Raw genomic sequence first — 24,764 nt, forward strand, 5'->3', positions numbered from 1 at the left:
AACCGGAAGGAGTGAAGATATGCAGGAGATTCAGAGCAATGCGGTACTGCCAGCGGGTAGTGCCAGACTTGAAAAACGGAATTTATCCTATAAACGCAAACAGCAGCTGTTTATTTATGGCAGCCTGTTTATACCGCTTCTTTTCTTCGCAGCTGTTCGAATTATCCCGATATTTTATTCGTTCAATGTCAGCTTTCGTGAGTGGAATATCCTCTCCGATGGTGTCAGGCCGTTCGTTGGGCTGGACAATTATATCGAGCTGTTTCAGGATGAGGTGTTCCATAAAGCTTTGAAAAATACATTGATTTATGTAGGTGTCGGAGTCCCAGGACAGCTCATTGTGGGATTGGCAGTGGCCTTGCTGCTGCAGCAAATAACTGTGCTGCGTGGCTGGTTTCGTACGATTTATTTCATTCCTTATATGACCAGCATTATTGCCGTCAGTTGGGTGTTCCGTTGGGTGCTTATTCCTAACGGGGCCGCCAATGGTCTGCTTACGCAGCTTGGGTTTGCCAAACAGCTGTTTTTGAACTCGCCGGACCAAGCGATTTATTTAATAACAGGCGTGATGATCTGGCAAATCCTCGGGTTTCAAATGCTTATTTTTGTTACAGGCTTGCAAGGAATTCCCCAGCTTTATTATGAAGCAGCGGATATTGATGGTGCGGGGCGCTGGCAGAAGTTTTGGCGGATCACGTTACCCCTGCTCAACCCGACGATTGTGTTTTCATTGGTTATTGCCACGATTACCTATTTACAAACCTTTACCCAGGTGAAAAATATGAGCTCAGCCGGGTCGGGCGGGCCATTAAACTCGACCAAATCATTGGTGCTGTATATTTATGATCTTGGATTCAAGCACCACAAGATGGGGCTGGCAGCTGCGGCAACGGTCATTTTATTCATCGTTATCATGGGACTGTCCTTATTACAGCTTAAATTCGTAAGCAAAAAGGTTGAATATTAAGACGGACGATTCGGATGGGGGATTGGATTGAAACGAAACCATATCATCATAACCGGTTTAAGCTACCTGCTGCTTACGGCAGGCGCATTCATAGTGCTGTTCCCGTTATTATGGATGCTGTCTACAGCGTTGAAGCAGCCAGCAGAAATTTATTCGCTCAGCCTGATTCCGGCAGTTCCTACCTTCCAGCACATCCTGGATGTTTTTAACAAGACGCTGTTTGGAAGCTGGCTCTTGAACAGCCTCATCGTTGCGGTTATTAGCACAGCATCGGTTGCGTTCTTTGATACGTTAGCTGGATATGTGTTTGCACAATTTACGTTCAGAGCGAAGCAGTTCATTTTCATCGTCATCTTGAGTACGTTGATGGTGCCTACGGAAATGCTGATCATTCCCTGGTTTTTGTTGTCCGATATGGTCGGTTGGGTGGACACCTACATGGGAATATTGTTTCCGGGGTTGATCACCGCATTCGGGATCTTTTTAATGAAGCAGTTCATGGAATCGATTCCTCGTGATCTGCTGGACGCTGCGAGAATTGATGGGATGGGCGAGTGGGGAATTTGGTTGAAAATAGCGATACCGCAGGTGGGAGGAGCTATAACTACGTTATGCCTGCTTAACTTTCTGTCGAGCTGGAATTCCTACATTTGGCCGTTGATTGTCAGTGTGACGCCCGAGAAGCTAACGATTCCTGTCGGTCTGGCTTATTTCTCCAATGAGAATGGTGACCGGAGCAATTGGGTGCTGTCGATGGCAGGCTCAAGTATTTCGGTGCTTCCATTAATTATCCTGTTTCTTATTTTCCAAAAGCAGATTATACGCGGGATTACTTTAACAGGTCTCAGATAGAAAAAGCCCTGTCCATCCAATTACACATGACTTGACAGTGTGTGCTGGATAGGCAGGGCTTTTTGTAAAACATAGTAATCTATATGTTTCACTCTATAGGGTAGTGTTTCCAGGGAATGATACGTTTCTCCAGCCAATCCAGCAGCATTGTTGTCATAGCTCCTAATACAGCGATCGTAACACGGCTCTATGGTTATTAATTGTCAGTCGTTGCCGTTTGCGCCAGTAGATCGTCCAAAGTTAGGGACACTTCTTTAAGTAAAGGCAGGACCGGTACAAGTCCTCCCGCTGGAATACTCGTAAGCAGCGCTGCCAAAATTTCCTCCTTGGAAGCACCTGCTTTAATAGCCAAAGGCAGATGTGACTTCACTGCGGGAGCATAACCGAGAGCTGCCAGATTGGAAATGTAAATCAATTGTTGGGTTTTGGGATCAAGCGCGGACTCGGCAACAACGGATCGATGCAGCCCACGGAATTGATCGGCTACCTGCGGAAACTGCTCGGCAAAAAATTCGAAATCAGGGTTTTTCATTGGTTAACTCTCCTCTCAGATATAAGACCATGTATGGTTTATTCCATTAAATTGTAATAATGTAACATTATAGGTCAATATATTACAATAAAAATATTATATTTTCCTGATATGTAAATAATAGTACAGGGAGCGATGATATTGAGTCAGACGATCATACAACAACAGGAGTTTGTTCTGAACGCGGGGCTGCTGCCTTCTGGGGAATCATTATGTATTCGGGGAGAGGTTCGATATAAGCATCGGCACGATTCTAACTCAGTGCTTCCTTTACTTCCGATACTCATCATCAGCCACGGCTTTAAAGGTTTTAAAGACTGGGGATTTTTCCCTTATGTGGCTTCCTACCATTCGGAACGGCCTACAAGGCTGATGAGCTTGGTGCTATCGGCAAACGAATACGTTTGGCAGGAGGAGATTTATTGTTTCTTAGCCCTGCTGGTGCCGGGAAAGCTGCAGATTGGTTGAAGCAAAAGGGACCCAGGCCTAACTTTGTAGGTGTTCATGATAAGCAGGGTGAACAATCACAGCTCCGGGTACTGGGGTCGGAATGGCTTATTGCTGATGCATTATGAAGTACATCAAAATACATTAAAGAAATGGAGAGATCGGTTATGTCGTTGCCATCCGTAATTCAGCCTTTATATGAACAGGAAATTCATGAGTAGGTCGTTAACTGGCGAAGATTTTTGCACCAGCATCCTGAGCTTTCGTTCAAAGAGCATGGAACAGCTCATGGTCCGATGCTGGCCTCACCGGATAACTTTTCGATTACGGTTCAGGGCAAGGGCGGGCAATGGACGTGATTATTTAACGTAAAAAAGCCGCCTGCAATAGCAACAGGCGGCTGAGTATGCTCGGTTTACGATGGTTCAAGTGTCTGCAATGCGATTTTTTGAAAAACATCATCAATATTTTTGATACGATCCTCGACCTTCTTGGCGGCAGTATCCAACGTATAGCCGTCCTCCAATAGCTCTTGAACCAATACGATTTTCTTAATATTTACGTAATCATATCGCCGGGTCGATCCGTCTGCCTCTTGAACCGACTTGATAATGCCTTTCTCTTCCCAATATCGAATTTTGCGAGTCGGTACGCCGGTAATTTCGGCAACCTCGCCAATGCCTACAATTAATTTACTTAACAATTCCATATCGTAAATGACGTATTTTTGTTCATTGGAGCTTTCTTCAGAACTCATTGTAAGTCCTCCTGTGTCATTCTTCCCTTCATTATAATATAAATCAAAGTAAATGTCACAAGGTTACAATGTCTGTTAACTATTGCTTAAGGATGCCATTTCATACCAAGAAATTCTTAATGCAGCTGTGTTGAATCTATGTCAGAAAAGCTCAGCTTAACCAAACTAATCCTATTCTGTTATGAAGATGCCGCGATCTTAACAATATCTTTATATAGCCCGAATCTTCTATTGAAACTCCATTGCTATGATGGATAAGCTATGGGGATTTTGTATTCATTAGCGATATCATAGGATAGTTCAATAGGAGGCTCGACGTGAATGGTTGAGAAGAAAACATCGCGGAAGGTGATGGGGCTGCTCACAGCTCTGCTGATCATGAATCCCATTGTCGGTGATTTTGTAAGCGTCGACAAGGCTTATGCAGCGGAGGCGGGGTATGTAGTGATCAGCGATATTTACAGCTACGGGGGGAATTCGGCATCGGACAAACCATCGGTTTTCAAAAACGATTATGTAGAATTATATAACCCTACCGATCAGGACGTGAACTTCGGAGCAGACACGTGGTCGCTGCAATACGCAGGTAAAAATAAGACCAACTGGAAAAAAGTCGATTTAGGTATGACTATTCCGGCGCACGGTTATTATTTGGTTAAGCTCGGACAGGAAGCGGCTAACTTTGGTGCGGATTTGCCTACACCTGATGCTGTGGATACAACCATAAACATGGATAAAGACAATGGAAAGGTCGCTCTGGTCAAGAATCAATCAACGATTGCTGTTAATGATCCGCGTTCGACCTTGGACAGCTCGGTTTTAGTCGATCTCGTATTTGATTATGGAAGTTTGTCCTACAAAAAAAGCTACAAAAGAAAAGCTTACAACCCGTTAAATACTTTGGCTGGCTTGAAACCGTCTACCAACCCAGGATTGGGAAATGGCTGGGACACGGATGCGGACACGGTTGAGGCTGACTTTGAAATTGTAGATCCGGTGAACAAGGATATACCGCCCCGCAACAGCAGCAGCCCCAAGGAGCCCATGATCAAAGGCACAACGAACACTGGAGCTAACATGGTGATGATGGACAGCTTGACCACGATCAGTGCGGCCAACGCTACATTCAAAATCAACGTAACGACAGGCACAGTGAAAGCAGGTCCGCTGACCCCGGTTAACGATTACATCATTAACAATTTGCCGGCCGGACTTACGAGCAGCGCGGTTGGGGATACTGCGGCGAAAACTATCACTTTCACAATAGCAGGAACGGCTAATGCCAATGTCTCAACTGATCAAGCATTATCGGTCATCCTGAAGCCTACTGCTGTGACTGCAGGTGCTTACAGCAGCTCTACCAGCATTGACGGCGTTACACTTTCTCATTATACCCCGAAAATAAAAGGAACTGTAAGCACGAGTGATGCGGATGCGGCTATGCGAACAGCGACCGAGGTGGATCCGAACAACAATACGTTTACGATCGCTTTACAGGTGGGGAATGTGAAAAATGGGGACTTGAGCGTAACGGATTATACATATGCACCAACGCTTCCTTCAGGTCTGAGTCTAAAAGCCAAAGGCGACAGCACCGCGAATACGGTGACCTTTACGGTGTATAATTCGGCGACGAGCCCTGTTACCGAAAGCGTGAATTTGAGTGTAGTTATCAAAGCCTCAGCAGTTACCAGCGGAGCTACAGCGGATTCAGATACCATTAACGGGATAACGCTGCTTCGACCGTCCGCCGTACTAAGCAAGGACGAGGCAAGAAAGCAATTTTTGCTGCAGGAAATCAAGAAGCGCAATGCTTTCATCCATGATATGGCCACGAAAGAATACAAATATGCGTCAATGTCCAAATCAGCCTTCAGCTTTTACCGCGCGACCAGCGGATTATTTTACAAGGATTTAGGCGGTGTTATTCCAGTTCCTGCGGATTGGAACCAGCTCAGCAACATCAACACCTGGATATCCGGTGATTTTCATATTCAAAATGTCGGCTATTTTGATAACAATGAAGGAAATGCCATATTTGACCTGAACGATATGGACGAGTCCTACATAGCTCCTTTTTACTGGGATCTGATTCGTTCAACAGCCAGCATTTATTTGGCTCGTTTTGATGATAAATCTTATATAACCACTACGCTGGATGACAGCATGACCAGACAAATTGCCAAAAACTATCTGGATGCCTATATCCAAACACTCAATGGCGTGAACGGCAAAAGTGCCGAGCTTACCTCTGACAAGCTGAGCGGTTTTACAAAGAAGTTAATGGAGGATTTCGTAAAAACGACAGTAAAATCGCAGCTGGATAAAGCAGCGCCATTGACCTCGTCAACTCCAGCTACGCGTAATTTTGATTACAGCAAGACAGACAAATATATTCAGGCCAAGGGCGCTGACTTGAACGATATTACAGACAATTGGTCTTCCTATGTCAACACCGTTCAATCCTTTGCAGCAGGGCAGTCGAGCGATTATTTCAAGATCAAGGACGTTGCCTTGCGTATTAACCAAGGGTTAGGAAGCCTCGGTGTGAAACGTTATAACGTTCTCATCGAAGGACCGACAGCCAGCAACGATGATGATATTATTTTGGATGTCAAGGAACAGGGCAAGCCGGGTTTCATAGATAGTCCGCTGTTCCAATCTTCAACATATGATGCGTTCAATGGTAAGGATGCGGAGCGATCCAAATTGGCTTATCAAGGAATGCTGACCAAGCCTGATTATCATTTGGGCACACTTCAAGGTGCTGACCATAACTATCTGATTCGAAAAATTTCGCCTTATAAAGGTGACTACACGGATTCCAAATTTACGAGTCAGGCAGATTTTGAAAATTATTTATCTTATGCCGCTCAGGCGCTTGCGAATGCACATGCCCGCTCGGATAATGATTATCCAGCTGGCCACGTGCCTTACAGCTTCGAAGAGAGTGTCGTGAACAATGTTTATGCTGGAGGGAAGTGGGACAGCTTCAGGACCAATCTCGTTAATTTGGGTGAGGATTACTATAGGCAGGTCGTCTCGGATTATAATCTGGTTAAGGCCGATTTGGCAGCCGGAGCTTTAGTGGATATAGCCGATCTTGGCAATTTATCAGTAAGTAACGGCACATTAACGCCTGCTTTTGCGGTAAATACTATGAATTACACCGTATCTGTACCCGTCGGGACATTGGCAGTTGACGTAAATGCTGCTTTATTGGATTCCAAAGCTTCTATGACGGTCAACGGCGATTTATATGCCAGCAATACTGACAAGCGAATCGATTTGACCAACAATACGACTTCCATAGCTGTCAAAGTCACGGCAAGAGATATGACAACGACCAAAACCTATAACATTACCGTAAATCGAGGGACAGCACCCGTTGAACCTGTGCTCAGCAGTAATGCCAACCTGAACGGGCTGATTGTTAATGATATCGTGCTTACTCCGGAATTTGCGGCAGGAACAACGAGCTATACGGGTTATGCAGGGAAAATACGGCAGGCTGTAATTACAGCAGCAGCTGCAAATGCGAAAGCAGCCATTCTTATTAACGGCATTGCCGCTACAAGTGGTACTCCAAGTACTGTTGCTTTAAATGTAGGTGCGAATGAAATTAAGGTTCAAGTAACCGCGCAGGATGGGACGATTCAGGTGTACACAGTGACACTGACCCGAATTAATGATAATAACAATTCAAACAGCAGCAGCGGTACGGGTGGAACGGGAACAGGAACGGGTAGCGGAGCTGGATCGACCGGATCGGAAACGCCAAGTGGCAGCGCTGGGCCAATTGTCTCTGGAGAGGTTCATCTTGGTGAAGGTGCTGTCAAAGAAAGCAAAGAAACAACAGCTGATGGTAAAATCGCTACCCGACTGACGGTAGATTCGCTCAAGCTGACTCAGGCTCTGGAGTCACTGAAAAAAGAGGAAGCAGGCAAACCTCAAGTTGTGATTGAATTCAAAGGTAATGACCCGATCGCAATGGTGGAGCTTCCGGTTGCGGTACTTATGGAGGCCCTTAAATCGGTACCGAATGCAGTGATCACAGTGAAGTCTGAGCTTGCCAGCTATAGCCTTCCAATCCAAACGATTGATTTTACAGCGGCGGCGCTTCAGCTTGGCGTAGACGCCAAGGATATCAAAGTCACGATAATTACTGAAAAAGTAACAGGTGCAGCCTTAACACAAATCGTGAATACGGCGACAAGAGATGGGATGACGGTAGTAGGAGCACCAATGGACTTTAAGGTCATTTTGGAGGCTAACGGTAAGCAGTTGGATGCCTCATTATCCAATCATTACGTGGCAAGAACGATTTCAACCGGACAAACTATAGATGCCGCTCATACAACGGCGGTTCGGGTGGAAGCGGACGGGAGCTTAAGCTTCATCCCTTCGAGATTTATCGATAATCAGGCGATTATTTTAAGCCCAAGCAATAGTGTGTATGCTATTGTACAAACAAATAACAAGTTTACTGACATTGACGGACATTGGGCCAAAGCGGATATTCAGCTGCTGGGCTCGAAGCTGATCGTTGACGGTGTCTCGGCGCAAAGCTTTGCTCCCGATACGAACATCACGAGAGCACAATTTGCCGCACTACTGATTCGTTCCCTGGGATTAAGCGAAAATCGTGAAGCGAATCGCTTCACGGATGTACCAAGTTATAATTGGTCAGCAGGTGCTGTTGGTGCAGCCTCCAAGGCTGGATTGATAGACGGCTTCGAGGATGGCAGCTTCCGTCCTGCCGACCCGGTCACACGCCAGCAAATGGTTGTTATGATCGCACGTGCGATGAAGGCATCAGGTCAGACAGCTTTGACCGAGGTGAAGACAGACACGGCTCTGGCGTCATTCAAGGACCAGGCATCCATTCAAGCTTGGGCACAGCCTGCCGCGGCTCAGGCCGTAGCCGCAGGTATCATCCAGGGGATGACTGCCGACGCTTTCGTACCTGATAGCCAGGCAACAAGAGCTCAAGCGACTACGATGCTGAAACGCTTGCTGCAAAAGCTGCAATTTATCGATTAACGCAACCTATCATTATCCATTACAGGCAAACCCGCTTTATGCTGCTTTCCTTGCATGCATGAAGCGGGTTTTTCTGTCTCTATCATAAACAGGTCGATTAGAGAACAGCTGGATTGGTTATTAAAAGGTATAGCAAAATCTCAGTATGACTGCGGCTGGATGGACATATACTGCTAGCAGAGGCTGTACGACAAGCTGGAGCCTGTGATATTGCTGATTAAGCAGGATTCAAGGTAGGGTACAAATCATCGTAAGCGGGGTTATTATGACAAATACGGCCCTGAGATGGCTTAACGTCATAGCTTTAGCTGCTGTGCTGTATGTGAACTGGCTTGCGAATGCGCTTCCAATTAACGGTTTGACAACGGGTCAGGTTTCCGCGATGTTTCCAGTCCAGATCACACCAGCGCCATATGCATTTATGATCTGGGGTTTAATCTACGCTTTTCTTGTGGGTTATGTGATTGTTCAATTGCTGCCAGCTAAACGTGAGCACGAGGAGATTAAACGAATAGGACCATGGTTTATCATCAGCTGCCTGTTCAACATCACCTGGATTCTCATATGGCAGTATCTGTTTACGACGGCTTCGATATTTGCAATGCTTGGGCTGTTAATTTCATTGATTGCCATCTACACGATGACAAGACCTAATGGCTGGTCCTCTGATAACATAATACGATGGTTCGTCCAGATTCCCTTCAGTATTTATCTGGGTTGGATTTCCGTTGCGACGATCGTGAATGCTGCAGCGGTATTGTACAATCTGAAATGGAACGGGCTGGGGTTGTCAATACAAATGACAGTGTCATCATGTATAGCTCATGGGGGGCGGCGGCACTATTGTTGATATTGACTCTTTGGCTGATAGCAGGCAAGGATGGATTTATCCGTCATCACGAGCGTGCTCACATATAGGTAGGACAACTTCAGCAGAAGAGGGAGGTAACAGGCATGACCACATTTATACTTCGCTGGCTTCATATATTAGCACTATTCGCTGTGCTCTTGTATAACTGGCTTGCGGATGCGCGTCCGTTAAATGGATTAAATACGAGTGATCTTACAGCGATGTTTCCCAGTGCAATGAACCCGGCACCATATGCGCTTGCTCTTTGGGGAGTGGTTTATGTATTTCTGGCAGGGTTCGTAATCGTGCAGCTGCTGCCGGGCATGTACAAGCATGAAGAAATTAGACGCATTGGACCGTGGTTTGTCATCAGCTGTTTGTTCAATATCGCTTCACTTGTGCTACGGCACTACTTGTATATCGTGCTATCGTTAATGGTGATGATGACTCTGCTATTATCTTTAATGGTGATCTATACGCGGACAAGACCGAACGGGTGGTCATCCGATCCTCGCATTCTTTGGCTGGTACAGGTACCTTTCAGTGTCTATCTGAGCTGGGTGTTCGTCATGACAATGGTACGAATCTCAGCAGTTTTGCAAGAGTTCAACCGCGGCGGTTTAGATTTCTCAGGTACGGCATGGACGGTGCTCATGCTGTTCATCATAGTAGCGGTGGCGGCTATCACAGGAATGAATTTCCGTGATTCTGCCTTTATATGGACTGCTGCATGGGGCCTAATAGCGATTGGTATTGCAAATTCGTACAACGATACGATTTTTTATACCGCCTGGAGTGCAGCCGGTGTACTGCTTGTGTTGACAGTTATGCTGCTGTTCGGCCAGGGCAAGCTCGAACACCGTAAACCATTTACAAAAGCTTTATAAATATCAGCAGAAAACCCTTGATATTATACCAATACCCTTCCAGATCGCTGCCAAAGTGAGATGGGAGGGTATTTGCTTATGTATGTTCCTTGTAACCTCAGGTCAGGTCGGTGTCCGAATAAAGGATTTTGACCGAGCAGCATTGAATGTATAAGGACTATGAGAGTCGGGGGGTGAAGTCTATGCCGGATTGGTCCTATCAAACGATATTTCGCCCTTTGTTGTTTCAGCTTCCGTCACGGCTTGCCCGAGATTTCACTCTGCGGGCGATGGGCATGTTGAGCAGGGTGCCGGGAGGCAGCTTCATCATCCGTACGATGGGTCATATGGAGGCTTCCCCCATACTGGCAACCAAGCTGGCAGGAATACCGCTTAAGTATCCGGTTGGATTGTCAGGAGGATTGGACCCTGAGGGAATTGCACATCAAGCGCTGGCGCAATTCGGGTTTGGTTTTATTGAAATTGGCCCTGTTACCATTGAAGCACATATAAATAACAAATGTCCTATACAGCGCGACTCGACGAACGAAGCCATTATATACACGGATGCAAGCAGCAGTGAAGGATTGGCCAAGCTCATGAAGAGGCTGGACCGAAACCAGGGACATGCTTTGCCGCTCATGCTTCGTATAAAAAGCACACCAGGCCGTACGCCTGTCGAGGCTTGGAGTGAGCTGCTGACGATGATGGAGGCACTCTCCTATTATGCGGCCGGATTTTATATCGAAACGCTTGATGAGAACGAGGCGGTCGAAGCTACGATTGCCCATTTGCAGGCCATACAGCTGGCGGCACGCGAGCTGTCTATTGTAAAACCGATGTTTCTGTATGTGCCAGTAGACTATCCGCCCGAATCCCTCAAGCTGCTGATGGCTGAATTATCACCCGGTTGGAGCGGCGTGGTAGTTGGCGATATGCTGAGAACAGGGGAGGGCGACTTGACGGGAAGTGTCCTCAAGCCGCTCAGTATCGATATAGTCCGCAGCATTCGCGAGCATCGCCTATCCGCTTCACTCAGCATTATTGCTTCCGGAGGTATTCATCAACCATTAGACGCCTTGGAGCTTATGGAGGCAGGAGCTGATTACGTCCAGCTGCACAGCGGGCTTGTTTTCTCTGGCCCAGGGCTGCCCAAGCGCATTAACGAAGCGATCGTTTATGAAAAGCTTCAGAGCGTGGAGCCGCCACCAGCACCTTCCTTTTGGATGAACTGGGGCTGGATGTGTTTATTAGGCATCGGAATGATCATTGGTGGAGCGCTCGCTTGGATCATCGCGGCAACGTCGGTAGTGCTGCCTTATGATATCTCGTTTCTCGGCATGCTGCCGTCGGTGCTGAATGAGGCGAATCCGCTTGTGCTGCAATTCATGTCACATGATCGAGTCACCCTCGCAGGGACGATGATCTCGATTGGTGTGATTTATTATCAGCTTGCCCGTTATGGCTTGCGTAATGGTCTGCATTGGACGAGAACCGCACTGCTAACGTCCGCCGCTGTAGGCTTCAGCAGTTTTTTTCTTTACTTGGGCTATGGCTATTTCGATCCACTTCATGCGGCAGCGGCGCTTATCCTGTTCCCGATGTTTATGCTGTCCATGCGTCGTCATCGGGAGCTGCCCTCCTGGGAAAGACCGAACTTGACTAACGATCGGACATGGAGGCTCGCGCAATGGGGACAGCTGATGATGGTAACGCTAGGATTTTCATTAGCGGTTGGCGGCATTGTCATCTCGACGGTAGGCATTACAGAGGTGTTCGTGCCTCAGGATCTGGAGTACCTTTGTGCAACGCCTGCTATGCTTAATGAAATCAATGAGAGGCTGCTGCCCTTGATCGCGCATGATCGTGCCGGCTTCGGAGGTGCTTTATTTTCAGATGCCATTGGGATTTTGACGATTGCCCTGTGGGGTATTAATCAGGGACAGCGCTGGCTGTGGTGGACGTTTCTGCTCGGTGGTTTGCCTGGATTCGTCGCAGGACTTAGTGTGCACTTGACGATAGGCTACACTGATTTTGTGCATTTACTGCCTGCTTATTTTGCCTTGATGCTTTATGTGTTTGGACTCGTCTTTCTATATCCTTACTTAATGCAGGGGCAAAAGGACCCAAGGCATGATCCGACAATTTCAGGAATAGCATAGCAGTTACTAGGTAGGATAACTGAAGCTTTACAACGCACTCTTGGGATCTGAGAGCATCGGAAAAAACGCCAACAAGCCGGTCTTCCTGTTAAGGAAAATCGGCTTGTTGGCGTCTAGTGTGGCATCAAGTCTGGACAGGCATTTGATTTAAGGTGAGAGCGGATTGGTGGAGTTAGAACGAGCAGGAATCCTGTTCTTTTGCCGATAAATGCTTAAAATGATACCAATCGACGCCAACTGAATCAAAGTGAGCATCCCGCCGTTGCTTATAAATGGAATGCTGACTCCAGCAAATGGCAGTACTCCGAAGGACATCAGCATGCTCCAAATAAATTCAATCGTGAACATGGCAAGGAACCCTTTTACAGCCAGGCTTCCGTACAGATCCGTTACTTTACCTGCTATGCCTGCCAATCTGATCAAGAATATGAGCGCCAGGACACCGAGGCCGATTCCAGCTACCCATCCCAGACTGTATATTAAATAAGTAAATAGCATCTCGCTCTCTATGGTTGGCAATGGGCGAATAACAGCGGCAAAGCCATGCCCCCACCAGCCTGCGGAATGAATCGATTGTAGGGATTGTATGATCACATAACCAGAGCCTTTGGGATCGCTATAGGGATCCATATAGGCAAAGAAACGTTCGATACGTTGAGCATTAGTTCCAACCGACAGAAAAAATACTATAATCAGTACTGGGACTATGTAACAAAGCAGTTTGCCTATATGCCTTTGCAGGGATAAGTACATAATACTAAAGCCTGCCAAGTAGATCATCAAGGAAATTAAGGAATTACCGAACCCATACAACACACTTGGTATGAGTACATAAACAGCTATTTTTAAGGAAAAGGCCTGTTCTTTCCAGCTGGAAGCCATCATACCGGATAAACTGAGGATGAGCAGAAAAGGGGAAATCGCCAAAAAATTAGTCCTTATAAAACCAAGTGTAAAATAAGGTGCCCCATTTACCTGCTGTCCGAATAGCAATCCCCAGCCCATGGCCAGCAAAATGATGATATATAGAGCCTTCGAGTAGGGAAGCAGCTTCCGATAATCCCAAAAGCACAAGCCCAGCATGCATATGATGCCAATTATCGAATAGGTAATTTTATTCATGAAAAAGCTGTAATCTCTATAAGAAACCAATTCAACAGCATACATCGCCAGCATCCCGATGCCTATAAAGATCGCGATGAGACCAAGCAGACTCCAATCAATCCGTGCTTTGTGCGCTTTGTTCAGTTGGTCACCGACCAGCAGAGGATCGCCCATTTGGCGGATTGCTAGTTCAATCGCCTGTTCCCGCTCAAGACCTGCCGATATCTGCTCCTCAACCAGCTCTTGGATGTGGCTTTGGAGCTCCAGCTTGATCTCAGGGTGCAATTCCCTCGCACTGACCTGCTTGCACACCTTGTGCAAATACTGCCTCACGGTTTCATCATATCCGATTTGTTTCATGCTTGACCCTCCCCAATCACACGGTCAACGGCTGTGCGGAACATATTCCACTCTTGCTGCTTCGTTTGCAGCTGTTTTCTTCCATTGTCCGTTATGCGATAATATTTTCTTTTGCGGCCTTCCTGTTCGCTCCAGTATGATTCGACGATTTTCTCGGCTTCCAAGGCGTGTAAAATGGGATATAGGGTTCCTTCCTTGAAGGTGAAAAGACCGCTGGAACGGCTCTCGATTTCTTTGGTCATTTCATAGCCGTACATTTCCTTGCGCCCAAGAAGGGTCAGGATTAGCATCGCTGTGCTGCCTTTCATTAGCTCTTTGTTAACCATGGTGCACCTCCTCGTAAATTAAAGTCTTGATAAGCTGCGCTTAGGGTTCAGCAAAGCTTGCTTTATAAGCATTGAATACCAATGCATCGAATATCTATGTATAGTATAACAGCTGTCTATAAAGCTTTCAAGAGCGTGCTCGGCAGGGCGACAGAGGCACAATCCAGCTATCTAGAAAGTCTTATAAGAAAAGCTTCTGATCGAAGCCTATTCGGTGAAGATACATTCGTGTTATAAATGTAGCTTTTCTTGCGAGATAAGAATCGTTCAGCTTTGCTGAAAACATATAAATTCTTATCTCTTAAAAAAACAATAGTTGACAATGAGAATGAGAACCATTATCATTTAATTGTAGACAAGATGAGAACCATTATCAGCTTTAGCTTAAGATCAATCCCAAAAGGAGGATATTCCCTAATGCTGTTACTGCTGTGTATATTGTTGCCTGTACTGTTTGTAACATTAACGCTGGTTGTATGCTATTGGTGGAGTATGCGGGATTACCATACATATGAGTCATTGGGATTGAAAAGGAAATTCGCGCGGCGAACGACGAATTCACACAAATAAACTACAGAATCGTATAGGAGGATAAAGGAATGCCATCGTTATTGGTTGTAGGTGCGGATCATTTAGGAAATATGCCGGAGCAGCTCGCAAATATCGGTTTTGATGACGTTATGCATTTGTCAGGACGTAAATCTCAATCGGTACGTAAAGGAATACCGGAAAAAATAGATGCAGTACTGGTGTTGACTGATTACATTAATCATAATTTAACGAAGGTCATCAAGCAGCAGGCCAAAGACCAGGAATTACCGATTTATTATGCAAAAAGATCCTGGTGCTCCGTGCAAAAGGCACTTTGTTCCTGCGAGCATGTATGTAAATTCATGGAAAGTCAACAATAGATAACGACAAGCAGCATAACGTAAAGCCCCGATGCATGAATCGGGGCTTTTTTGCTATTTTAATAGGGGTTTTGCTATTAATCATCTTTTAATTATGATAATATGTAATTACGTAAATGCGTAAAATAATGATATTATTTTCTGATTGAGAAATTATAAACTAAAGGAGTGATTGGATTGCAGCAGCATGTAAATGCCAATAAAGAACTGATTGTGAGCACTGATGATGTCTTGCATATGCTGGATTCTTTTTTGCGTGAAGCTGCTCCTTGGTGGGATGCATTTTATGCTGATCGCACTAGAGATATCCCGTTTTTTGTGGATGCACCGGATGAGAATTTGAGAAGTTATTGTGAAACAGGAATGATCCGTCCTTCCCGCGTTCTGGAGCTTGGATGTGGTCCTGGCAGAAATGCGATCTATTTGGCACAACAGGGCTGCCATATGGATGCTGTTGATCTTTCACGTGAGGCCATTGATTGGGCTATAGAGAGAGCTCATGCTGCTGCAGTACATATCAATTTTCAATGTGCAAACCTTTTTGACGCCAATATCGAACCGCAGCATTATGATTTCATCTATGACTCCGGATGTTTTCATCATATTGCACCGCATCGAAGAATGGACTTTGTCGAGCTTATCAGAAATGCACTGAAGACTGGGAGTTACTTTGGATTAACCTGCTTTGCTCATGGTGAAGGGTACGGGGCTGAGATTTCGGACTGGGAGGTGTATCGCCAAAAAAGCCTGAAGGGCGGGTTGGCCTACACCGAAAAGAAACTCCGGCAAATATTTGCCGATTTTGAGGTAGTTGAATTTCGCAGGATGAACAAGATCATGCAGCCAGCGGCATCGTTTGGCGAATCCTTTTTGTGGACGGTGCTATTCAGGCTCAAATAGTTTGATAATGCTGCATCACGAAAAAAAAACTGCCAGCGACCCATTTACGGTCAATGACAGCTTCTTATTTACAAGCTTTTATGAGATTAGCCCTGGCTCGCTTCGATCGCTTGCTTCAAGTCGTACAGAATATCATCAATAGATTCCGTACCGATGGACAAACGAATCATGCCCGGAGACACACCTGCCGCGATTTGCTCCTGTTCTTTCAACTGAGCGTGGGTTGTGCTTGCCGGATGGATAATGAGCGACTTGGAATCGCCCACGTTGGCCAGATGCGAGAACAGCTTCACGTTATTGATAACGCCGCGTCCTGCTTCGGTTCCGCCCTTGATGCCGAAGGTCATGATTGCGCCTTGGCCTTTTGGCAAATACTTTTGCCCAAGCTCATAGGATGGGTGGCTTGGCAAGCCTGTATAGCTGACCCATTCGACAGCTTCGTGGCCTTCAAGGAATTGAGCTACCTTTAATGCATTCGAGCTGTGGCGTTCCATCCGCAAATGGAGCGTTTCCAAACCTTGCAAGAGCAAGAATGAGTTAAAAGGTGAAATGGAGGCGCCCATATCGCGAAGCAGCTGAACTCTCGCTTTAATAATATAAGCAATCGGTCCTACTGCATCCGTATACACAACACCATTATAGCTTGGATCCGGCTCAGTCAAGCCAGGGAATCTACCGCTTGCTTTCCAATCAAATTTACCGCCATCGACGATGATACCGCCAATCGATGTACCATGTCCACCAATAAATTTGGTCGCTGAATGCACAACGATATCAGCGCCATGCTCAATCGGACGGCACAAGTAAGGACTCGGGAAGGTGTTGTCGATGATCAACGGGATACCGTTTTCATGAGCAATCGCAGCAACGGCAGCGATGTCGAGAACATCCCCTTTAGGATTACCGATCGTTTCAGCGAAAACCGCTTTGGTTTTGTCGGTGATAGCACCGCGGAAGTTTTCCGGATTGGAAGGATCCACGAATTTAACGGTAATGCCAAGCTTGGCTAGTGTAATCGCAAACAAATTATAAGTTCCGCCGTACAGGCTGGCTGCAGAAACGATTTCGTCGCCTGACCCCGCAATATTCAGAATCGAATATGTAATGGCTGCTTGTCCGGAGGCCGTGGCCAGTGCCGCAGGAGCTCCTTCTAGGGCAGCAACTCTTTTCTCAAAAACATCCGTAGTCGGGTTCATAATGCGTGTATAAATGTTGCCGAACTCTTTGAGAGCGAATAAATCCGCTGCATGATCCGTATCACGAAAACCATATGAAGTAGTTTGATACAGAGGGACTGCGCGGGACATCGTAGTTGGATCGATTTCCTGTCCTGCATGTACAGCTAATGTTTCAAGACCCAGCTTGCGTTCCTCAGACATTGAATAAATTCCTCCTCGTGAATATAAAATAACATGATTCCATTGAACCTATTCATTTTCTCATATTTTCCAGCAAAACGAAAGAGGAGGTCCAGATGCAGTAAAGCAATTGAACCTTCGCCGCTAACGGGGCAGTGCACCACCAAATGATATGACTGTTTACTCAGACTATCGGCCATTACGCATGGTGCGGAAACGGATCCAAGCTTCAATAAAGAGAAGGTTCGGAATCCAGCATAGCCAGGCTACAACCTGATAAGCTTGAACAAAGCTGCCCTGATAAACGATAAGCAGCACAGGCAGCCAAAGCCTCAGTGTGACGGCTGCGAAAGTAAGCGCGTAGCTGCGCAGCATCCATGTCTTGTGAGCTTGTGAATTATTGCCCATAATTTTGAAAACGCTGATCCACGTGGCGCCAACCCATGCTATATCCAGCAGCAGGAAGCCGAGCCCGGAAATCCACCCGCCTGTTGCATAAAGGGACAAATAAAGATTGACGAGCCCGCTGATGGTAACGGACCCCACATAGACGTAGCCAAGCCATCGATGGCGACCAAGCCGTTTGGTGCCCCTCGGTTTCAAGTACAGTTGGAACGGACCGATCACCAGTGCCAGTACTGCCGTCGCGATATGTGTATACAGAACATAGATCCATGGCTCCAAGTGAAAATTCACGTCTCTCAGCTTGATTGAAATGAGTCCAGCTTTGTGGGGACCGAATACCCCGTATTGAATCACTGCGTAAGCGCTTATCGCTAATGCTAATACAATTACGAGCGTTCTTATCGTACTCTTACCCATCGATATTCCCTCCTCGATATCTTTCCTACTAGGACGTTGGGTTTGCATCGTACCCTTCAAAACCATTTAAGTTCTTCATAGACAAAGCACAGACCAACTTTCCATTAACGGACTGTTGGTCTGTGCTTGGCAATGATCGGGTGTTCGATGCATAGATGGAATGACGGATGTCACTTGGGAAGTGTAATCTGCTGCTTGGCGATTTCGTCCATGCCGCGTGTATAGGCTGTGATGGTCAGCGGCTGCGCAGGGTCAAGCTGATCAAAGTCCAATTCGACCTCCCATGGCACTTCGTGGGAAATACCAAGCTGCTTGACGCCTTGTGAGTAGCCTACGGCAAAGGGCTGATCGCTATGCGGCATGGACACATAAGTGAACAGCTTATGCTTGCCCTGAACAGGACTTCCAATTATTTGCGAAAGCGGCTTATACACGATATTTTCCTTGGTTTGAGCCTGATCTTTCACCTGACTCAAATAAAAGTCACTCTGGATTAATCGTTGGTAGAGACGATCAGCAAAGGCGTTTTCCCCAAGATCGTATACGGCTTCCATTTTGCTGCGGACAGCTCGCTCTTTACTGAAGTTAAAGTAGGTGATCGCCTTTACCCGTGGATACAGCCGCGGCAGATACGCGTACAAGTCACCAAGCTGATCTTCTGCCCAGCGCTCGTAGCTTTCATTCTTGATCAGGTTATAGTGGGATACGCCACTTTCCGAAATCATAATCGGCTTATTCGGGTAGGCTTCACTGAGAGGACGGAACGATTGCAAAAATCCGCTTTTGTCGTCGCTCGCACTTTGTGGGCCATCAATCGCATAGAGCGAGTAACCAATCCAATCCACATAATCATCACCAGGATAATAGGCATCAATGTTATCCATCGGCATAAAGTTGGGCGACCAGACCATGACGACATTCGGTGCTTCTTCCTTCATGATGTTATGAATAAGCCGGAACTTCTCGATATATTTGGCCGGATCCCCATGCCAAGGTACCCACGCTCCATTCATTTCCGAGGCATAACGCAGAAACACCGGAATTCCCGATGCCTTGGCTTCCTTCGCAAACGTACGCACATATTCGTCATCCAGCACATCGTCCAAGCCATAACGCGGCTCCCAACCGATCTGCAGCGAGCCGCCCATCGCTTTCACATTATCGGCCTGCTGAACAGGGAAATAGGAATTCGTCTGCGTTTGAACCTTGCGCCAACCGACATAGGTTAAATACATCGCATGGGTCCGTCCGTATACAGGCTCAATCTGCTTCCAGTTGAAAGCGACCCTCTTATCGGCTCCAAGCATGCCAAGATAAACCCCCGTCACCGGTTCGAACTTGGCATGCTTGGGATTCGGCGCACCAGGCATGCTTACATAGGCGTCAAGTGTAATTGGACTGTCTGCCGGAATTACAGCGGAAGCAGACTGGATCAGCAGCTTGTCGGGCTCCTTGTCAGCGTATTGTCGGCTTAACTCTTCCATCGTAGCTGCTTGTGACAGCTCATTGCTACTTCTATAGAAAGCTGCTTTGCGGCTTGTGTAATCGGAGGCGAGCCGCCATTCCTGTTTTTCCACGGCATTGTCAATTTGCATGCTCCACCAGGCAAGGGTCGGATTCGGTGCCTCAGTCTGAGCGGTCGGTGTCGTTAACGCGAGGGATGTGCGCTGCCAGCGCTGCTGTCCCCAATACAGTGTGATTCCTACGCAAACACATGCGGCTATCAACACAAATTTTCTCATATGCAGCATCCCCCGGCCATTCATTTTCGCTTATCGTGTACGACTCATTATACCTTAAAAAAGTACAGGATGGTTCGTTGATAGCAGCTGAATTTCAGAACGTTGTCCATGAAATTGTACAGCGCTTGTGGGACATCAAGCCTTACAGCTTCGATTCAAATTTCAGGCAAGGGTGACCGGAGGACCTTTTGACGAGCGTGGAGGGCATCTCGGATGTCTTGAATCCGAAGGCTCTGCAGCCTTTGGGAAAGGCGGGATCCCACGTTACATAATAATGAACGCATTTGATGCAATTGATGGGTTTGAGTGAAGTTGATTCCGATATTCTCGTATCTTTTTTCATTGATGAAATACCTTTCTGTGTAAAAGTAGACTGAACCTGTATCAGTGTGATCTCCGTTTGTTTTTATTTCCTATCATACGACAAAACCTCCTATTGCAGTGATAACTATTTTTAGTTACGATATGTATCATACAATATGATACAAAATGTAACAAATTCATAATCTGTATGTGATGATAATAAAATACATCGTTACTTCCAAAAAAGGTAATGAAAAGGAGCGCAGCAGAGTGATTACCAATACGAAATGGGATCCGACCCGTCAGCTAATAACACAAGTGGCCTACAAGGGTCTGATGAAGATGGTACAAATTAACGGGCGCTGCATGGATTCCAATTGGGCACATATCACCGTGCGCTTCATGAATCTGCGCGGGTTGCGGCTGCAAACCTCTCTTCAGCTGCCTTGCAGCTATCATGTGCTGTGGGAATTTCAGATTGGAGAAGAGACTGAGCTAACAGTCCAGAGAGGGATCGTCGTGAATCAGAACCAATTGGGGTCGCGAGGAGGCATTGTAGAATATGAATACGAAGTACGTTTTGTCATGAATGAGAGGCACCCACTGCTCATGTATAGGAATGAAAGTTATCGGGAGTCGGGTCTCTGTAACCCTCTGGTGGAGGGGATAATGATAGATTTACTAGCGTGAATTCATAAAGCTTTATTAATATTATTCATTTCGACAAAAATAATAGGTATTTTTTTAAAAGCACACCATCAAGTGACACTTTTTTTTGAAAGTATCTATTATAATAACAACATTCCTTGCTATATAATTCCTGATATGGAGAGTGGAGATTTAATGATGAGTACTAAAGTTAGCCTTGATATACGACTAGTATTAGCTGAACTTAAGCTTTCGATGAAGCAGTTCGAGGAAGCCAATGTACTGAAGACTGAACGATGCTCTCTTAAGGAAATGCCCTTCATGGACAGTTTTGAGCTCCTATCGGAATCATATGACAGGGAAATGCATGTAGATCGATACAGTCAATAGAAAAAATAAAGCCCTTAGGGCAAAAGAGAAAGTCTTGTCGAGCACCCTCAGAAAAAACCAGGCGATCGTTTCCCTGTTAAGAACAGAGAAGCGTTCGCCGCTTCATATTAATGCTTATACACAGACTCTTTTTTTGAAAATTATAGATTACGGTGCTTGTCTTCGTTAAGATGACGAGCGCTGCGCACGAATGAAATGAATGAAACGTGTAGCTTCCTCGGCAGTTAGTTCTCTTCCATCGATAGTTAAGGTGAATTTATCGAGAACCGCTTGATCGGATAGCTCCAGCTGGCTTACGAATTCTTGAGCCGTCGTGCTGGGTTCTTGTCCGGGGTCATCGTTGCGTCCCATTAAATAGTCTATGGACACACTGAAGAAATCAGCAATTTTTTGAATCGTATCATAATCGGGTTCTCTTCGACTATTCTCGTAATGGGATAAAGCGGAGCGGGTAATTCCTACTTTATGGGCTAACTCTTCCTGGGTTAAGTGTCTTTCGTCTCGAAGACTGGCGATACGATGTCCATATTTCATTTGATGACACTCCTCCTCAAACTCACACCTTTACCAAAGCTGGAAACCCAAATGTGAATGATATCACTAATTGTACTATAAAAGTTGTTTGCGGAAAATGGTTGACTTGATACAATATGTATAGTACTCTTTACCTAATGATACATATTGTATCTAAAACTATTTTGTTCATAATGGGGATGTTTTATTCATGATCCGCAAAAAAATTTTGATCGTGGCTCCGTTTACTGTATTGCCTGGAGAGAAGGGTTTTAACCGATTTCGCTATATTGCTGAAGAGCTTGCGATGCTTGGCCATGAAGTCGAGCTTGTGACGAGCAATTACTCTCACGCTGAGAAAAGCTTTCGTCAACCGGACGCAGAGCAATGGTCAGAAGCTGCACTGCCTTACCAGCTCACGCTAATCGAAGAGAGCGGGTACAAGCGCAACGTCAGTTTCGCGCGTATTCGCAGCCATCGAAGGTTTGAGCGGAATTTGAAGCTGTACCTTGAGCTTAAGGAAAATAAAGTGGATGTGGTGTACGCCGCTTACCCCTTAATGGGGGCAGCCCAACTGGCAGGTAGCTTTGCTAAACGGTTGGGAGTACCGTTTATACTGGATATTCAGGATATTTGGCCGGAATCGATCAATAGTGTATTAAAACTTCCAGACCGGTGGCTAAAACTGCTGCTGGCTCCTATGACTGCTTATGCCAATCAGGTATATAAGCTCGCTGATTATATCGTCGGTGTATCGGATACTTATGTTGCGCGTGGTAAGGCAGCGAACCGGAAAGCCAAGGCTTACCATTGTTTGTTCATCGGTGCGGATCAAGCCTATTTTGATGTATGTGCCAGCAGGAAGGTGGAAGTAAACAAGCCGATGGGAGAGTTTTGGATTACGTACATCGGTACGCTAAGCCATAGCTATGATATTGAAACGGTTATTAAGGCCGTTGCGCTGCTGGAGCGAACCGGATATAGGGATATGGTATTCAATATCTTTGGTTCCGGTCCGCACGAATCGAGATACAGAGAGCTGGCAAAGCAACTGCAAGCGCCAGTGCGCTTCATGGGTCATCAATCCTATGAGGATATGATTCCTTATCTGGTCCGCTCTGATGTTGCGGCCAATGCGATTAGTAGGGGAGCGCGGGCAAGCGTTACGAATAAGATAGGTGATTTTCTGTTTGCGGGGCTGCCGATGATTAACAGCTGTGAGAACAAGGAAGTAATGAAAATGGTTACGGACTGCCATATCGGTTTTAATTACAGACCAGGTGACTATACGGAGTGTGCTCATTACATCGCCCTGTTGTTCCATCAGAAGCAATTTAGCCGTCAGCTTGGAGTCAATTCAAGGAATCTTGCAGAAAGTAGATTTGACCGACGCAAAACGTATCCTGAACTGTATAAATTAATATTAAACACATAAGATCAGAGGGGTCTGGAAGAATGAAATATGGTCAGCGAATATGCTTGCTTCGCGAAGAAAAACAACTGACACAGGGGGAACTGGCAGAACGAATCGGTATATCCCGTGCTGCACTATCACATTATGAGAATAATCGCAGAGAGCCGGATTTTGAAACCTTGAAGCATATCGCAGATTTTTTTTATGTGAATGTCGATTATTTATTGGGAGGTGTGGGACAGATACATAAAGAAGAGGCTGTCCACCAGACTAAGCCTGCAAAGCTGCTGGGCTATCACATTGTTCATTTCAAACATTGGGTATACCCAAATCGTTTGTTGTAGATTGAGCAAGGTGCATGAGTACAATATGTATCATAATGAGCAGGCACATTATGATAGAAAGGGCTTCTTTATGCACAGTATCCATTCGATTATAGGAGAGCATTCGATCCGGTTTACAACTTGGTCGGAACAGGTAGTCAGTTGGATCACCGGAACCTTCTACATTGTTCAGGATGGTACGGCTGCTGAAGAAAAAAGCACAGATCTGCTGGTTCATATTGATGAGCAGAGTGGTGCACCATTCGAGAGCTTTGATGTTCGTGTGCTGTCGGATGATAACTATATCTGTTATAAGCGTTCGGATTATACGGTTCGCGTCAATCGGAGCCACACGAAAGCATCGATTTACGTATACGATGATTTTGCATTAAAGCACGCTTTATTGAATTTATACAGCTCGTTTGTCATTTACCATGGATGGGGATTGCTTCTCCACGCATCCTGTCTGGAGGAAGGAGACCGGGCCTACGTATTTGCCGGGCAGTCCGGGGCTGGGAAATCGACGGTGATCAAATTATCCTCACCACGATTGGTGCTTTCCGATGAGGTAGCGATTATCCGGGTGCAAAAGCAGGACATTACCGTGTTTAATTCTCCATTTCGCAGTGAGATCAAGTCAACGGAAAGAACAAAACAACGTCTGGGGGGGATCTTCATATTAAAGCCGTCACATCAGGTTCAGCGAATCCCTTTTAGAAAGCCGGACGGGATTTTCCATTTGTTAAATCACTTGTTTTATTGGACTACAGATATAAAGGAATCGAACAAAGTATTGATGATGTGCAAAATGCTTGCCGATCGAGTCCCCATTGCCCAGTTGAATTTTCAGGAAAACGATACCTTCTGGGAGTATATTGTATGAACACGCTATATAAACGGAGTTCATTGACGCAGGCTGTGGAGTGTGAGGGTGAATGGGTGATTATTCATGTCAGTCACGATACGATTACAAAGCTTAACGATACGGCCGGTTCCTTGTGGGCCATGCTGAATAAGAGTATGACCGTTAACCAGTTAGTGGCGTTAGCTAGCAGTCACAATATGCCTTTGACGGAGGTAGCTGCTGCAGATATTGAGATGCTGCTGGAGCAATTGGTCCACATTGGATTAGTCGAGAAATGGTAATTTCATTGATACAAAATGTATTGTTTTC

Annotated in this window: 23 protein-coding genes; 15 read left to right on the forward strand and 8 right to left on the reverse strand. The window is 46.0% G+C overall.

The genetic code is table 11. The features are described 5' to 3' along the window. Positions 1–19 precede the first annotated feature (19 nt). Entirely contained in the window at positions 20–967 is a 948-nt protein-coding gene (locus BK127_RS19990) for a carbohydrate ABC transporter permease (RefSeq protein ID WP_076233284.1), read from the forward strand. Between the two features lie 27 nt (positions 968–994). Continuing rightward, positions 995–1,819 (forward strand): carbohydrate ABC transporter permease, encoded by an 825-nt coding sequence (locus BK127_RS19995; protein WP_076233285.1) that lies wholly within the window; start codon positions 995–997, stop codon positions 1,817–1,819. A 196-nt stretch (positions 1,820–2,015) separates the two neighbouring features. Here BK127_RS19995 and BK127_RS20000 read toward each other — a convergent pair whose 3' ends face one another. Further along, the gene (locus BK127_RS20000) at positions 2,016–2,351 is read right to left on the reverse strand and encodes a carboxymuconolactone decarboxylase family protein (protein WP_076233286.1); all 336 of its coding nucleotides are present in this window, start codon (positions 2,349–2,351) and stop codon (positions 2,016–2,018) included. Positions 2,352–2,492: 141 nt separating this feature from the next. Between BK127_RS20000 and BK127_RS43015 the strand changes: the two genes are divergently transcribed. Further along, positions 2,493–2,819, forward strand: a complete 327-nt coding sequence (locus tag BK127_RS43015) for a hypothetical protein (RefSeq protein ID WP_144026509.1) — start codon at positions 2,493–2,495, stop codon at positions 2,817–2,819. 394 nt (positions 2,820–3,213) lie between these two features. Here the strand turns inward: BK127_RS43015 and BK127_RS20005 are convergent, their stop codons facing one another. Next, the gene (locus BK127_RS20005; RefSeq protein WP_076233287.1) at positions 3,214–3,555 is read right to left on the reverse strand and encodes a MerR family transcriptional regulator; all 342 of its coding nucleotides are present in this window, start codon (positions 3,553–3,555) and stop codon (positions 3,214–3,216) included. 321 nt (positions 3,556–3,876) lie between these two features. On the opposite strand from BK127_RS20005, the gene BK127_RS20010 reads away from it, so the two are divergent. The 4 genes from BK127_RS20010 (at position 3,877) to BK127_RS20025 (ending at position 12,476) form a co-directional block, all read left to right on the forward strand. Continuing rightward, positions 3,877–8,598, forward strand: coding sequence for a DUF2252 family protein (locus BK127_RS20010; protein ID WP_076233288.1), 4,722 nt, complete (start codon positions 3,877–3,879; stop codon positions 8,596–8,598). Between the two features lie 265 nt (positions 8,599–8,863). Then, a complete protein-coding gene (locus BK127_RS20015) occupies positions 8,864–9,448 on the forward strand; it encodes a tryptophan-rich sensory protein (RefSeq protein ID WP_256711381.1) in 585 nt (194 codons plus the stop codon). A 104-nt stretch (positions 9,449–9,552) separates the two neighbouring features. Continuing rightward, on the forward strand, positions 9,553–10,335 hold the full coding sequence (locus BK127_RS20020) for a hypothetical protein (RefSeq protein ID WP_076233289.1): 783 nt from the start codon (positions 9,553–9,555) through the stop codon (positions 10,333–10,335). A 182-nt stretch (positions 10,336–10,517) separates the two neighbouring features. Next, on the forward strand, positions 10,518–12,476 hold the full coding sequence (locus BK127_RS20025; protein WP_076233290.1) for a dihydroorotate dehydrogenase: 1,959 nt from the start codon (positions 10,518–10,520) through the stop codon (positions 12,474–12,476). A gap of 147 nt (positions 12,477–12,623) precedes the next feature. On the opposite strand, the gene BK127_RS20030 is transcribed toward BK127_RS20025, so the two are convergent. Together BK127_RS20030 and BK127_RS20035 are read right to left on the reverse strand one after the other, a co-directional pair. Continuing rightward, positions 12,624–13,940 carry an FtsW/RodA/SpoVE family cell cycle protein gene (locus BK127_RS20030; protein ID WP_076233291.1) on the reverse strand — a complete coding sequence of 439 codons (1,317 nt, stop codon included), beginning with the start codon at positions 13,938–13,940 and terminating at the stop codon, positions 12,624–12,626. After that, the gene (locus BK127_RS20035) at positions 13,937–14,266 is read right to left on the reverse strand and encodes a PadR family transcriptional regulator (RefSeq protein WP_076233292.1); all 330 of its coding nucleotides are present in this window, start codon (positions 14,264–14,266) and stop codon (positions 13,937–13,939) included. The genes BK127_RS20030 and BK127_RS20035 overlap by 4 nt, the downstream gene beginning before the upstream one ends. A gap of 599 nt (positions 14,267–14,865) precedes the next feature. Between BK127_RS20035 and BK127_RS20040 the strand changes: the two genes are divergently transcribed. Next, positions 14,866–15,177 (forward strand): DUF2325 domain-containing protein, encoded by a 312-nt coding sequence (locus tag BK127_RS20040; protein WP_076233293.1) that lies wholly within the window; start codon positions 14,866–14,868, stop codon positions 15,175–15,177. Positions 15,178–15,414: 237 nt separating this feature from the next. Next, positions 15,415–16,077: a class I SAM-dependent methyltransferase gene (locus BK127_RS20045; protein WP_076233421.1), complete on the forward strand. Its 663-nt coding sequence runs from the start codon at positions 15,415–15,417 to the stop codon at positions 16,075–16,077. 86 nt (positions 16,078–16,163) lie between these two features. On the opposite strand, the gene BK127_RS20050 is transcribed toward BK127_RS20045, so the two are convergent. From BK127_RS20050 to BK127_RS20060, 3 genes are all read right to left on the reverse strand, one after another. Beyond that, on the reverse strand, positions 16,164–17,456 hold the full coding sequence (locus tag BK127_RS20050; protein WP_076233294.1) for a homocysteine synthase: 1,293 nt from the start codon (positions 17,454–17,456) through the stop codon (positions 16,164–16,166). A gap of 168 nt (positions 17,457–17,624) precedes the next feature. Continuing rightward, the gene (locus BK127_RS20055) at positions 17,625–18,257 is read right to left on the reverse strand and encodes a DUF2306 domain-containing protein (protein ID WP_076233295.1); all 633 of its coding nucleotides are present in this window, start codon (positions 18,255–18,257) and stop codon (positions 17,625–17,627) included. Positions 18,258–18,427: 170 nt separating this feature from the next. Continuing rightward, positions 18,428–19,999 carry a glycoside hydrolase family 26 protein gene (locus BK127_RS20060; RefSeq protein ID WP_076233296.1) on the reverse strand — a complete coding sequence of 524 codons (1,572 nt, stop codon included), beginning with the start codon at positions 19,997–19,999 and terminating at the stop codon, positions 18,428–18,430. Between the two features lie 573 nt (positions 20,000–20,572). Here BK127_RS20060 and BK127_RS20070 point away from each other — a divergent pair. Both BK127_RS20070 and BK127_RS43790 read left to right on the forward strand, forming a co-directional pair. After that, the gene (locus BK127_RS20070) at positions 20,573–20,992 is read left to right on the forward strand and encodes a hypothetical protein (protein ID WP_076233298.1); all 420 of its coding nucleotides are present in this window, start codon (positions 20,573–20,575) and stop codon (positions 20,990–20,992) included. Between the two features lie 156 nt (positions 20,993–21,148). Then, a complete protein-coding gene (locus tag BK127_RS43790; protein ID WP_076233299.1) occupies positions 21,149–21,340 on the forward strand; it encodes a hypothetical protein in 192 nt (63 codons plus the stop codon). A 165-nt stretch (positions 21,341–21,505) separates the two neighbouring features. Here BK127_RS43790 and BK127_RS20080 read toward each other — a convergent pair whose 3' ends face one another. Next, a complete protein-coding gene (locus tag BK127_RS20080) occupies positions 21,506–21,874 on the reverse strand; it encodes a helix-turn-helix domain-containing protein (protein WP_076233300.1) in 369 nt (122 codons plus the stop codon). 190 nt (positions 21,875–22,064) lie between these two features. On the opposite strand from BK127_RS20080, the gene BK127_RS20085 reads away from it, so the two are divergent. The 4 genes from BK127_RS20085 to BK127_RS20100 are packed head-to-tail and all read left to right on the forward strand — an operon-like array spanning position 22,065 to position 24,736. Further along, complete coding sequence (locus tag BK127_RS20085) at positions 22,065–23,288, forward strand: glycosyltransferase family 4 protein (RefSeq protein WP_076233301.1); 1,224 nt, start codon at positions 22,065–22,067, stop codon at positions 23,286–23,288. A 20-nt stretch (positions 23,289–23,308) separates the two neighbouring features. Beyond that, positions 23,309–23,611 carry a helix-turn-helix domain-containing protein gene (locus BK127_RS42465; RefSeq protein ID WP_083689426.1) on the forward strand — a complete coding sequence of 101 codons (303 nt, stop codon included), beginning with the start codon at positions 23,309–23,311 and terminating at the stop codon, positions 23,609–23,611. A 1-nt stretch (position 23,612) separates the two neighbouring features. Next, the gene (locus tag BK127_RS20095; protein ID WP_179097543.1) at positions 23,613–24,473 is read left to right on the forward strand and encodes a hypothetical protein; all 861 of its coding nucleotides are present in this window, start codon (positions 23,613–23,615) and stop codon (positions 24,471–24,473) included. After that, complete coding sequence (locus BK127_RS20100) at positions 24,470–24,736, forward strand: PqqD family protein (protein ID WP_076233302.1); 267 nt, start codon at positions 24,470–24,472, stop codon at positions 24,734–24,736. The genes BK127_RS20095 and BK127_RS20100 overlap by 4 nt, the downstream gene beginning before the upstream one ends. Positions 24,737–24,764: the final 28 nt, after the last annotated feature.

The sequence above is a fragment of the Paenibacillus sp. FSL H7-0331 genome, assembly GCF_001956045.1.